This window comes from Devosia alba, from assembly GCF_039938915.1.
Taxonomy (GTDB): domain Bacteria; phylum Pseudomonadota; class Alphaproteobacteria; order Rhizobiales; family Devosiaceae; genus Devosia; species Devosia alba.
Map to the genome: position 1 here is coordinate 146,011 of NZ_JBDUUI010000007.1, position 12,825 is coordinate 158,835.

8 protein-coding genes and 1 pseudogene are annotated in these 12,825 nt (G+C 63.7%); 6 read left to right on the forward strand and 3 right to left on the reverse strand.

Features of this window, described 5'->3' with window-relative positions:
- Positions 1-41 precede the first annotated feature (41 nt).
- Positions 42-2,417, reverse strand: a complete 2,376-nt coding sequence (locus ABFY71_RS12135; protein WP_347946250.1) for an efflux RND transporter permease subunit — start codon at positions 2,415-2,417, stop codon at positions 42-44.
- Positions 2,418-2,701: 284 nt separating this feature from the next.
- On the reverse strand, positions 2,702-3,577 hold the full coding sequence (locus tag ABFY71_RS12140) for an NAD(P)H-binding protein (protein WP_347946251.1): 876 nt from the start codon (positions 3,575-3,577) through the stop codon (positions 2,702-2,704).
- A gap of 137 nt (positions 3,578-3,714) precedes the next feature.
- Here ABFY71_RS12140 and ABFY71_RS12145 point away from each other — a divergent pair, with 137 nt between their 5' ends.
- Positions 3,715-4,119, forward strand: coding sequence for a winged helix-turn-helix transcriptional regulator (locus tag ABFY71_RS12145; RefSeq protein ID WP_305577847.1), 405 nt, complete (start codon positions 3,715-3,717; stop codon positions 4,117-4,119).
- 58 nt (positions 4,120-4,177) lie between these two features.
- On the opposite strand, the gene ABFY71_RS12150 is transcribed toward ABFY71_RS12145, so the two are convergent.
- Entirely contained in the window at positions 4,178-4,348 is a 171-nt protein-coding gene (locus ABFY71_RS12150; protein WP_347946252.1) for a hypothetical protein, read from the reverse strand.
- Positions 4,349-4,567: 219 nt separating this feature from the next.
- On the opposite strand from ABFY71_RS12150, the gene ABFY71_RS12155 reads away from it, so the two are divergent.
- The 5 genes and pseudogenes from ABFY71_RS12155 to ABFY71_RS12175 all read left to right on the forward strand — a co-directional run bounded on the left by ABFY71_RS12155 (position 4,568) and on the right by ABFY71_RS12175 (position 12,809).
- On the forward strand, positions 4,568-5,443 hold the full coding sequence (locus ABFY71_RS12155) for a FecR domain-containing protein (protein ID WP_347946253.1): 876 nt from the start codon (positions 4,568-4,570) through the stop codon (positions 5,441-5,443).
- A gap of 57 nt (positions 5,444-5,500) precedes the next feature.
- Positions 5,501-7,804 (forward strand): annotated as a pseudogene (locus ABFY71_RS12160) (putative bifunctional diguanylate cyclase/phosphodiesterase).
- Positions 7,805-8,048: 244 nt separating this feature from the next.
- Positions 8,049-10,808, forward strand: coding sequence for a DNA gyrase subunit A (gene gyrA / locus ABFY71_RS12165; RefSeq protein ID WP_431021532.1), 2,760 nt, complete (start codon positions 8,049-8,051; stop codon positions 10,806-10,808).
- 96 nt (positions 10,809-10,904) lie between these two features.
- Complete coding sequence (locus tag ABFY71_RS12170; protein ID WP_347946255.1) at positions 10,905-11,525, forward strand: LysE family translocator; 621 nt, start codon at positions 10,905-10,907, stop codon at positions 11,523-11,525.
- 69 nt (positions 11,526-11,594) lie between these two features.
- Positions 11,595-12,809 carry an MFS transporter gene (locus ABFY71_RS12175; RefSeq protein ID WP_347946256.1) on the forward strand — a complete coding sequence of 405 codons (1,215 nt, stop codon included), beginning with the start codon at positions 11,595-11,597 and terminating at the stop codon, positions 12,807-12,809.
- Positions 12,810-12,825: the final 16 nt, after the last annotated feature.

Sequence of the window (12,825 nt, forward strand, 5' to 3'; positions counted from 1 at the left end):
CCTCAATGTAGCTGCGCCCGCCATTTGCTCGCAAGCGGCAGTCAGCCCGGTGGCAGCAGGCGGCCCGTGCGCGTATCGCCGGCGGGATCATCGGGTGTGGCGTCGTGGTCGGCGGTGCGGACCCGAATCCTGGCCAGCGGCTGAAAGAAGCGCGCCCCGGCCACCAGAATGGCCGGCAGCATGAACAGATCCCCGATCAGCGCCAGCGCCAGTGACAGCACGAACAGCCGGCCGAACAGCGCCACCTGCGGCAGATCGGAATATGCCACGATGGCCGTGCCGACGCACAGGATCACCGTGGTGGCGACGATGGCCCCGCCAATGCGCTCAAGGGTGTTCCTGATCGCGCCGATATGGTCGCGATACTCCTCGCGCCGCCCATGCACATAGTGGCTGAGGAAATGGATGGTGTCGTTGACGGCAATGCCAAAGGCGATGGTCAGCGCAATCACCGTGGTCAATTGCAGCCCGGCCCCGCTGACCCACAGATAGGCCTCGGTGCCCAGGATCGGGAACAGATTGGGGACAATCGAGGCCATCGCCACCCGCAGCGAACCGAAGGCGAAGCCGATCAGCGCGATATTGAGGATGACGCTGACCGCCAGCGAGGCCTGCAGCGAGCGAACAATGTCATCGGTGGCAAAGGTGGTCAGCACGCGAAAGCCGCCGATCTCGGCCCCGGCAATGCCGGCCGCCAGCAGCTCGGCATCGATCCGCGCCACCATCGCCTTGAGCGCGTCGCTCTGGATGATGGTGGGCATGAAGCCGGTCACCAGGCCCTGCGTGCCGTCATCGGTGACGAAGCGCCGCTTCATGAAGGGGCCGATGGAATCCAGCACCTCCTCGCGACTGAACCCGCTATCGGTGTAATTGGACATGCTGGCCACCGAGATGACCTTGTTCTCACCCAGTTCGGCCTCGACGATCGCGTGCACGCGGCGCAGCGTCTCGATGTCCCGGGCGCCGACATTGGGATCATTGTCGCGCAGCGGCACCCGCACATAGAGCGGCGCCACCCCGCCCACGCCCTGATCGATTTCCGCCGCTGCACTGAGCGCATTGGAATCGGTGGCCATGAAATCCTCAAACGAGAACCGTGGCTGGATCAGGAAATACGGCACCACCAGCAGCAGCACCAGCAGCGCCGACAGCACGGTGATCGGCCGCCCGAAGCGGGCCGCCAGGAACCAGGCCAGCGGCACGGGGGCATTGAGGGCAAAACTGGGGGGCCTGGGCAGCCTGAAGCCGAGGTGCAGCGCCGCCTTGAGCAGCAGCGGCATGACGGTCATCAGGCAGACGAACATGATGGCGCTGCCCACGGCGCCGGCTATGGCGAACTCCTGCACGCCCTGGCCGGGCGAAAAATACAGTGAGGCGAAGGCCACCAGCGTGGTCAGCGTGGTCAGCGCCGTGGCCGGGCCGACCAGCTTGAGCGTGGCATCGACCGCCTTGTGCGGTTCCATGCCATCGCGCCAATAGGCCAGCCAGTTGAAGATGAAGAACATCGACTCGGCAAACGCCATCACCAGCACCAGCGTGGTGACGATAATGGTCAGAAACGAGAATGAGCCGAACAGCATTAGCACCGTGCCCATCGACCACATCACCGCGACGAACGGGGTGGCCGCGACCAGCAGCGCCCCAGTGAGCGAGCGCAGCGCCAACAGCGCAATCACCGCGCCCAGGGCAAAGCCGTAAACGGTGAACTTGATCTGGTCATCAACCGCCGCATTGAGCATTTCGGAGGTCCAGATCGGCGGCCCGGTCAGCTCGATCTCGAGGTCGCCGCCCTCGTAATAGGCCAGCATGTCGCGCAGGCTGGCCAGCATGGCCTTGGTGCCGTCGCCCCGGGTCATCGCCTGATTGGGGAACATGATCAGCACCATGCCGGTCAGGTCCGGGTTGATCAGATTGCGCATCATCGGATCGTTCTGCTGCAGATCGGTCAGCGCCAGCGCGACCTCGTCAACATCGGTCATCCCCTCGGGCACCGCCGGCATCGAGCCGCCATTGCCGACCGGCTTGCGCAGCGAGAACGGCGACATGGTGCCGACGGCGAACTCGTTGAGCTCGAGATCAAAGGCCAGTTCGCGCACCTTTTCCAGCGTGGCCGGCTCGGTCAGCGTGGGCGAGCTGACCAGCAGATAGATGTCGTTCTCGAACGTACCAAAGGTGTCCGACAGCCGCTCATAGGCGTCGTAGTAATGGCCGGAATCGGCATAGACCCGCAGCAAATTGCCATCGACATTGGCCCGCGGCAATTGGGTGAAGCAGAGCAGGGTGAACGCCAGGGCGACCAGGGCCATGATGCGGGGAAAGCGCAGCGTGGTCAGCCCGATATGCTCAAAGCCGAAGCCAATCGAGCGATCGTGCACGACCCGCGCCCACAGGCGACGGCGCAAAGACCCTTCAGACACCGTGCAACTCTCCCCAACGCGCTCCCTGTGGTGATTGGTACGGGGTTGCAGGAGAGGCGTCCAGCAGCGCGAGCACCGCTTGGTCCGGCTTGCACAGCTGGTTGCGGGTCTGCGGGCGAGACTGCCCGAGCGACTGCGCTGCAGGCAGGGCGGATAACGGGCGCTGTCTCAGCCAGAGGCCGTGCTGGCGGATCCGCGCCGGGGGCGACGGTTGGGCGGGGGGGAGTGCCGCAATTGTGCGACCCCTTCACCCCCACACCTGCTCCCGCAGCGTGCGGGAGGGCTTAGCCGAGGGCGGCGCGGTTGGCCGCGAGGAAGTCGGCCAGGGCCTGCGGCTTGCGGCCGGAGAAGCGCTCCACCGTGTTGGTCGAGACGGCGTGGTAGCCCTCGGCGGCATCGAGGTCGAAGGCCACCAGCAATTGCGCCATGAAGCTGGGGACGCCCGCTGCGGCAAGGCCACCAAGCAGTTGTTCGCCGCTCAAACCCACCCGTGCCACCGGCTTGCCGGTCAGCTGGGTATAGAGAGCGGCGAGTTCTTCCTGGGTCACCGGCGCCGGACCGGTGACGTCATAGACTTCTTTGCCGGTGGCCCCCAGCAGGGCACCGGCAGCGGTGCGGGCGGCGTCGGCGCGGGTGACGTAGTTGCGCCCGGCACCGGCAGTGGCGTCGAACAACTGGCCGCTCGCCAGTGCCGATGCCGCGCCGAAAATCGTCATGTCGGCATAGATATTGTTGCGCAGCAGGGTGAAATCGAGGCCGGCGGCAGCGATGGCCTGCTCGGTCCAGAAATGGTCGGCAATGCCGCCGCCGCTGGCATTGGGGCGCGGGTTGGGCGCGGAGGTATAGACCATGTGCTGCACGCCAGCGGCGGCGGCCGCCGCAACCGCCGCGCGCTGCTGAACCGTGCGGTTATCGGCGACAGTGCTGATGATGAGGGCCCGATCAACCCCGGCAAAGCCTGCTGCCATCGATGCCGCATCGTCAAAATCGAGGCGGCGGACTTCGACGCCGCGCGCGGCCAAATCCTCCAACTGGGACGGGTCACGGGTACCGGCCACGACGCGGGTTGCGCCGCGCTCCAGCAAATCCGCCACGGCAAGCCGGCCAAAATGCCCCGAGGCGCCGGTAACCAGCAGCGTCTTGTCCTTGAATTGCGTCATCTGCATCTCCTGATTGCCCCGCTTGAACTGATGGCCAGCGGAGAGTAAGTATCGAAAAGAGAGTGCTATCTAGTACACCCGCGACGGGTCGGAAAGGAGGCACCTTTGCCGCATAACGTCACCTGGAGGTAACCGCCATGTATGCAGTCGACGCAACTGCAGCCCTGTTCGTGCAGCGCTGGAACGAGGCCGCCGGCCTGCCGCTGGGCGATTGCCCGGTACGCGGCGTGCTGGACCGTATCAGCGACAAGTGGAGCATGCTGCTGGTGATGACGCTGGCCGACGCCCCCAAGCGTTTCAATCAACTGCGCCGCGAAGTGCCCGATATTTCCCAGAAGATGCTGACGCAGACGCTGCGGACCTTGCAGCGCGACGGCATGGTGGCGCGCCAGGTTTTCGACACCAAGCCGCCCGCTGTTGAATACCGGCTGACCCCGCTGGGCCAGTCCATCATCGTCCCGGTGGGATATCTGATCGACTGGGCCTCGAAGAACCATCCCCGGATCGATCAGGCAAGAGTGGCATTCGACGCGGCGGCCTAAGCCGCGCAACCGGCAAGCGCGGCGATCAGCAACAGCGAATTGCCCAGCAGATGTATGATCATGGACGCCATGAGGCTGCATCGCCCCAGTTGAGGCGCTGCAGCCCGATCGAGGCCAGCGGCTGGCGCTTAAGTTTCAGGATCACAAGGGCAAGCGCACCGACGGCCAGCCTGTTCCAGACCAGTGCCGCGGGCGGCCTCTGGATGAAGCTCCAGTCCACATCGAGCATGTCGACCTCCCGTCCTGCATTTCTGGATGGGTCAGGCGATGGTTACGCCCATCGCAGGGCTGCGACTGACATTGCTACAAACCTGCGGGCGATCATGCCAATTGCTTTACCACTTCTGCTGTTGTGACCCGCATCTGCCTCCCAAGCAGGGCAATGTAATGGTTTGGCAAGCCCTTGGGTTGAAGCTCGATACTGAGGTGCTGCGTATGAGGTGTCCCGATGAGATTGGTTCTCAGTCTGCTGATGTTGTTTATTGCAGCGCCCATCGTCGCCGACGAGTGGGAGGTGAGCCGGGTTCGCGGCGAGGTGAACCAACAGGTGAGCGGCAAGTGGCAAGCGATTGCCCGAGGTGATGTGATCGCTGATGATCGCTTGCTGCGAACGGGCAGCGATGGCCGCATCGGCTTGTCGCGTGGCGCCGAAACCATTGAATTGCAGGGCGATACCCAGATCCGGATCAAGGATGCTGGCGATGATTTAATGACTTCGGTGTTGCAGGACTTCGGCGCGGTATCGATCGACGTGGAACGCCGCAATGTCCAGCATTTCTCGGTGCAGACGCCGTTTCTTGCCGCAGTGGTCAAGGGAACGCGGTTTACAGTGCGCTCAGACCAGCGTGGCGCGAGCGTCGACGTCAGTCGCGGTGTGGTGCAGGTACAGGACACCATCAATGATCTGGTCAGCGACATCCGCCCCGGGCAGGAGGCAACGGTGACCACAGAGACTCCGCTGCTGGTTGATGGCATGGGCACCAAATCGGTGTGGAGCTTTGAGGGTGTCTCCGTCATCAACGGCACGACGACCGAAACTACCCTGTCCAATAATGGCCGCGGCAACGGCAATAGTGGCTCCAGCAATGCCGGTGGCAACGGCAAAGGCAATAGTGGCTCCAGCAATGCCGGTGGCAACGGCAAAGGCAATAGCGCGTCCAGCAATGCTGGTGGCAATGGTAACGGCAATAGCGTGTCCAGCAATGCTGGCGGCAATGGCAACGGCAATAGCGTGTCCAGCAATGCTGGCGGCAATGGCAACGGCAATAGCGCGTCCAGCAATGCCGGTGGCAATGGGAACGGCAATGGCAAGCCAAGGGGTTGAGCAAGGACCAGCGCCTCGCCGGTTTCTGTTGAGACCTGACCCAGGGGAAGAGGCCCGATGAGAGTCGCCGTGCGGATCGCCAGCCTGATCGTGCTGCTTGCCGGGCTATGGGGCGCCGTCGGGCTCGGCTGGTTCGCTACTGTCGACCAGGCCCTGCAGGGATGGCGTTTTGAAACGTCCTCACGGCCAGTCAGCGGCGACATGGTGCTGGTGGAGATTGACTCCGCGAGCCTGCAGGCTGTGGGCGTCTGGCCCTGGCCGCGCACTGTCCACGCCGAATTGCTCGATCGCCTGATGGCCTATGGGGCGCTCGATGTCGTGTTCGATGTTGATTTCAGTGCGGCGTCCACCCCCACCGCCGATGCGGCCTTTGCGGCGGCTTTGGAGCGGGCCGGGGGCTACGCTTATCTGGCGGCGTTCCAGCAGAACTCAACGGGCGGCGAAATCCTGCTCAACCGGCCCCTGCCACAGTTGGAGGCGCTTGCCCGGCCAGTGCTGGTCAATGTGGACGGCGACGGCACAAGCCTGCTGAAATCGGTTCCGGCCATGTTGTGGTCGATCCCCTCGGTGCCGTTGACCCTGGTGCCGGATTCCGAACTGGCCACCCCATCCATCATGATCGATTACAGTATTGATCTGTCTGCCATCCCCCGCCTGTCGGTGGCCGCCATTCTCGATGGCTCTGCAGATCCCGCCCTGCTGAATGGCAAGCAGGTGATCATCGGCGCCAGCGCCATCGAGTTGCGCGACTTTTTCCGGGTGCCGCGTTTCGGTGTCATCGAAGGCAGCATGGTGCAGATTGCGGCCACCGAAACGCTCAAGGCGAGGCGGGCACTGACCGATTGGGGCATTTACCCGGCAGGTCTGCTGGGTTTGCTGATGGCTTGCATCCTGGCGCTGACGCAGCGGCGATTTTCGCTGCCCCAGCAGGCCGCCGCTGCGCTGGTTGCCAGTCTCGTTGTCGAATGTGCAGCGTGGCTGGCGCTGAATCTGGCCGCCGTGGTGCTGGAGACGGTCCTGTTTCACGCCATTGTGGTCGGCGTGGTCGCCCTCGGTTTCCTTGACGAGCGGGCCCGGCGCTGGTGTCAGAGCAAGCGACAGCAGGCTCGACTGGCCTATCTGGCGCGCCATGACGAGGCCACCGGCGCCATGTCCCGCCATGCCTTTGTCGAGGCGGTCACTGCAGCGCCCACGAAAGGCGTGCTGGTGGTGGTCAGACTGCAGCGGCTGGACGGCATCAATGCCAGTCTTGGACATGAAGTGTTCAATCAGGTCGCGGGAGAAGTCGTGGCGCGCCTGACCCGCCTGCACAAAGCCCTGCCGGCGCGGCTGCACAGCGATGTCTTTGCCTTTGTTACCCGCCAGGGCCCCACGGGCAGCGCGATGAATCCAGCGATTGCCGAGGCCATGGCCAGGCTTGAACGGCCCTATGAAATTGCCGGGCACACCATCATGTTGAGCACCGTATTTGGCAGTGCCGCCCTGGACAGCCCGGACAACAGTGTCGATGCAGCGCTTCAGGACGCCGAAATCGCCTTGACGGTTGCGCAGTCCCGCCAACTGCCGACGGTGCACTACGAGGCCGCGCATGGCCACCAGATACGACACCGGCGCCTGCTCGACCTGGCCTTGCGACAGGCGCTGCAGCGCAACGAGTTCTTTCTGGTGTACCAGCCCCAGATTGAACTCAAATCGGGCAAGATGGTCGGGGTGGAAGCTCTGCTCCGCTGGCGTCACCCACAGCTTGGCCTGGTCTCGCCGGCCGAGTTCATCCCGCTGGCCGAAGAAACCGGCCTGATCGTGGAGATTGGCGACTGGATTCTGCACGAGGCTTGCCGAGAGCGCGCGCAATGGCACTGGCAGGGAAAGCTATCGGTGAATATTTCCGCCCTGCAAATCACGCGTGGCGATCTGCTGGGCTCGATCAAACAGGCCCTGCAGGCCTCCGGTCTGTCGCCACAGCGACTGGACATCGAGCTCACCGAGTCGGTCGATATCGCCTCTGACCCCGCAAACCTCGATATCCTGCACTAGATCAACGCCATGGGCATTACCATCTCCATCGATGATTTCGGGACCGGCTTTTCCTCGCTGAGCTATCTGACCAGCCTGCCGCTCGACATTATCAAGCTCGATCAGTCTTTCGTCCGCAGCCTGCCCAGTCCCAAAGCTGCGGTGGTTATCGAGACGACGGTGCTGATGGCCCATCGGCTCGGCAAGATCGTGGTCGCCGAGGGTGTGGAAACGGAGGAGCAGCGCGCCTTTCTCGAGGCGGTTGGCTGCGATATTGGCCAGGGCTATCTGTTCGGCCGACCCAGCCTGGCCAGCGCACTGGACCTGACGCTCAATTCTGCCGCCTGAAGCCGCGCCAAATCCGCGTCGGGAGCGCAGGGCGGCATGGGCGGGGCAGGCTTTTTACCCTGCCGGTTGATCGCAAAAGCCTCTCCACAGCTTCCCCGCGCGGCAAATTGGCAATTGCTGCCGGAATCGCCTATCAATCGGGTAACAAAACCAACATAGAATCACCCCAGTGACCGATACGACCGACAACGGAACTGGCGCGCTGCCGCCCTCCGATATTTCGCTGATTTCCATCACCGATGAAATGCGGAAATCCTATCTCGATTACGCCATGAGCGTGATCGTCAGCCGCGCGCTTCCCGATGTGCGCGACGGGCTTAAGCCGGTGCATCGCCGCATCCTGTTTTCGATGAGCGAGAACGGCTACGAGTACAACAAGCCCTATCGCAAATCGGCCCGTGTGGTCGGCGACGTGATCGGCAAATACCATCCGCATGGCGACCAGTCGGTCTATATGGCGCTGGTCCGCATGGCGCAGGACTTTTCCATGGGCCAATTGCTGGTGGAAGGGCAGGGCAATTTCGGCTCGGTCGACGGCGATATGCCCGCCGCCATGCGCTATACCGAAGTGCGGATGCAGCGGGTCACCAATTCGCTGCTCGACGATCTCGACAAGGACACCGTCGATTTCCGCGACAATTATGACGGCTCCGAGCACGAGCCAACGGTCCTGCCGGCGCGCTATCCCAATATGCTGGTCAATGGCGGCGGCGGCATTGCCGTGGGCATGGCCACCAATATTCCCACCCATAATCTGGGCGAGACCATCGACGCGGCGCTGCTGGTGCTCGACAATCCATCGGTCACCTTTGACGAACTGCTGGCCGTCATGCCGGGCCCGGATTTCCCGACCGCTGGCGTAATTCTGGGCCGGGCCGGCATCCGCTCGGCCTATGAGACCGGTCGTGGCTCGGTGATGATGCGCGGTCGCGTCGCCATCGAAGAGGTCCGCAAGGAGCGCGAAGCGCTGATCATAACGGAAATTCCCTATCAGGTGAACAAGGCCTCGATGGTGGAAAAGATTGCCGAACTGGTGCGCGACAAGCGCATTGAAGGCATTGCCGACATGCGCGACGAGTCCGACCGCAACGGCATGCGCGTGGTGGTGGAAATCAAGCGCGACGCGCTGCCCGAAGTGGTGCTCAACCAGCTCTATCGCTTCACCCAGCTGCAATCCTCGTTCGGCTGCAATTTCGTGGCGCTCAATGGCGGCAAGCCGCAGCTGATGAACCTGCGCGAAATGCTGCAGGCCTTCATCGATTTCCGCCACCAGGTGGTGACGCGCCGCGCCCGCTTCCTGCTCAACAAGGCCCGCGACCGCGCCCATATCCTGGTCGGTCTGGCCGTGGCCGTGGCCAATATCGACGAAGTCATTGCCCTGATCCGCACCGCGCCCGATCCGGCAACGGCGCGTGAGCAGCTGATGACCCGCCGCTGGCCCGCCCAGGACGTGGCGCCGCTGATCGCGCTGATCGATGATCCGCGCCACCGTATCAATGAAGATGGCACCTTCAACCTCTCCGAGGAGCAGGCCCGCGCCATTCTCGAACTGCGTCTGGCCCGCCTGACGGCGCTGGGTCGCGATGAAATCGGCGAGGAACTGAACGGTCTGGGCGCCCAGATCGAGGACTATCTCGATATCCTGCGCAGCCGCGAACGGGTGGTTGAAATCATCCGCCAGGAACTGACCGAGATCAAGGACCAGTTCGCCATTCCGCGCCGCACCGAAATCTCGGAATCGCTGGGCGATTTCGACGACGAGGACCTGATTGCCCGCGAAGACATGGTCGTGACCGTGAGCCACGAAGGTTATATCAAGCGCGTGCCGCTCTCGACCTATCGGGCCCAGGCCCGTGGCGGCAAGGGACGCTCGGGCATGGCCACGCGCGACGAGGATTTCGTCGCCCGGCTGTTCGTCGCCAATACCCATACCCCGGTGCTGTTCTTCACCAGCCGCGGCATTGCCTACAAGCTCAAGGTCTGGCGGCTGCCGCTGGCCCAGGCCAATGCGCGCGGCAAGGCACTGATCAACATCCTGCCGCTCGAGCAGGGCGAACGGCTGACCACCATCATGCCGCTGCCCGAGGACGAGAGCAGCTGGGCCAATCTCGACATCATGTTCGCCACCACGCGCGGCACGGTGCGCCGCAACTCGCTGGCTGACTTCATCGAAGTGCGCCAGAACGGCAAGATCGCCATGAAGCTCGACGAGGGCGACCAGATCGTCGGCGTCGAGACGGCGACGGTCAATGACGACGTGTTGCTGACCACGGCAATGGGCCAGGCGATCCGCTTCCGCACCGACGATGTACGGCTGTTCAAGGGTCGCGATTCGATGGGCGTGCGCGGCATCAATCTGGCCAAGGACGACGTGGTCATTTCCATGGCCATCATCAACCACTCCGATGCCAGCGCGGAAGAACGCGCCGCCTATCTCAAGATGAGCCGTGCCGTACGTGGCGAAGAGCAGAGCGACGAGACCAATGCGGACGAATCCGACGTGGTCGCCGGCGATCTGCCACAGGAACGCTACGCCCAGATGAGTGCCACCGAGCAGCTCATCCTGACCATTTCCGAAAACGGCTATGGCAAGCGCACCTCCAGCCACGAATACCGGATCACCGGACGCGGCGGCAAAGGCATCGTCGCCATGGCGGTCAACAAGCGCAACGGCCTGCTGGTGTCGAGTTTCCCCGTGGAAGACGATGACCAGATCATGCTGATCAGCGATGGCGGCCAGACCATTCGCCTGCCAGTGGGTGGCGACAAGCCGATCCGCATTGTCAGCCGCGGCAGCCAGGGTGTCATCGTGTTTGACACCGCCGAGGGCGAGAAGGTGATGTCGGTCGAGCACATCCGCGAGCCCGAAGCTATCGATGAGGACGAAGTGGCCGAGGCTGCCGAGGGGACTGATGGCGCTGTGCCGCCCCAGAGCGCCGACGACACCACGCCGCCCGAGGCGCCGGACGCTCCCGAAGCGCCCGATGAGCCGACCGAGGAGTAGTCCCGAGCGGCAACGAATGAGAACAGGGGCGCCCACGGCGCCCCTTGTCATTTCCGGTCCACAATGGCTTGCTGAGCTTTCCCAGGAGAGTCGGCCATGTTCAGCCTCACCACCCTCATTCCCTATCTTGGCGCCTGTTTCCTGCTGGCCATCGTGCAGGGGCCGACCGTCACGGTCATCGTTGCCAATGCGCTGGCGCGCGGCACCGGCGCGGGCCTTGCCATTGTCGCGGGCACCCAGGCGGGCTTCCTGGTGATGACGCTGGTCGTGGCCCTGGGCATGCAGGCGCTGGTGGCGTTCATGGGCTGGGCCTTCGACTGGATCAAGCTGCTCGGCGCCGCCTACCTGGTCTGGCTGGGCTGGAAGATGTGGCGCTCCGATGGTGATCTGGGCGCCGCCCGCGCCGAAAAGACCAAGTCGCGACGCGCCATGGCAGTCGAGGGTTTTCTCGTCATCCTCTCCAATCCAAAGGCACTGATTTTTCTCGGTGCCTTCCTGCCGCAATTTGTTGACGTGACGCAGCCCACCTTTCCCCAGGTGATGGCGCTGGGCCTGTTCTTCATGCTCGTCGCCGGCTCGACGGATGCGGTCTATGCCATCGTCGCCGGTCGCGCGCGCCACCTGCTCAGCGCTGGCCGCGTGCAAGCCATATCCCGCGTCTCGGGCCTTATCCTGATGGCCGGCGGCGTGTGGCTGGCGCTGCAGAAACGGGCCTGAACTGCTTAGGCGGCTGCCTGCCAACTACCAGCCTAGTGGCTTGCTTTGCTGATGGGGAGATAGCAACCGATGACGCAAGCGAAAGCCGAAGGTTACCGATCCCTGCTGGCGCTGCCAGCGCCCCGCCGCCTGGCGCTGGCCTGTGTCCCGGCGGATTTCGCCGACTGGCTCGACTACGCCGCCATCGTGGCGCTGCTGGTCTATGGTTGGGGGCAGGGGCCGGTCACACTGGCGCTGTTCGCGCTTGCGCTGAGCCTGCCCTATGTCATTATTGGCCCCCTGCTGGCCGTTTTGGTCGATCGCGCGCCGCTGCGTGGCGTGCTGTTCGCCACCAATCTCGGTCGCGCTCTGGTCACCCTCGCCTTCGCCTTTAGCGGTGATGCCGGAGTTTTGCTCGGGTTGGTATTCCTGCGCGGCTGCATCGACAGCGCCTTCACCCCAGCCCGGCAGGCCGCTATTCAGGCGACCACGCCGGTCTCGTTGCTCGGCCATGCGCAGGGACTGCATCAGGCGATCAACCAGACGTCCAAAATTGCCGGACCAGCCATCGGCGGCGCCTTGCTGGCCTTCTGGCCGGCGCAGAGCGTCTTCCTGTTCAATGGCGCGCTGTCGCTGCTGGCGGCAGCTATCATCCTGGGCGTCGCTGTGCCAGAACGCGCGACGGATGCTGAAGGGATGGAGCCCTTCGCCACGCGTTTACTGGCCGGACTTGCCGAATTCCGGCGCAGTCGTCGGCTGCTGATCGCGTTGATCTTTTCAGCCAGCGCCTATTTTTCTTTCTTCCTCTATGACGCACTGATTGCGTTATTGGCCGAGGGGCTTGGCTTTGACGCAACGGCTTTCGGCCTCTCCATCTCGGCGTCGGGGCTGGGGGGCCTGCTCGGCGCCTTGTTGGCCGGCCGCATAGCTGCCAGCCACCCCATGCGATCGATGGCGCTGGCCGCGACGGTGTCGGGCCTTGTCACCAGCACCATTGCGCTTATTGCCATGTTGGGTTTTGCCGTGCAGCTACCGGCATTTCTGCTTGTGCTGGGGTTCATTGGCGGCGCCACGGCCTTCATGCTGGTGCCCTATCGCACCATCGTGCAGGCCGAAGCGCCTGCTGACCGGATTGCCCGGGTATTTGCCAGTGGTGAGGCGGTGATTGTCACCGCCATGCTGTCGGCCCCGTTGATCGGCAGCGCCATCGCTTCCCGCTGGGGCACCCCGGCGGCGTTTCTCACCGGTGGTGTGTTGTTGATCTTGCTGGGCGGTGCCACCCTTGCCTCGACCCGGCGCCCGTGACAAAACCGCCCTAACA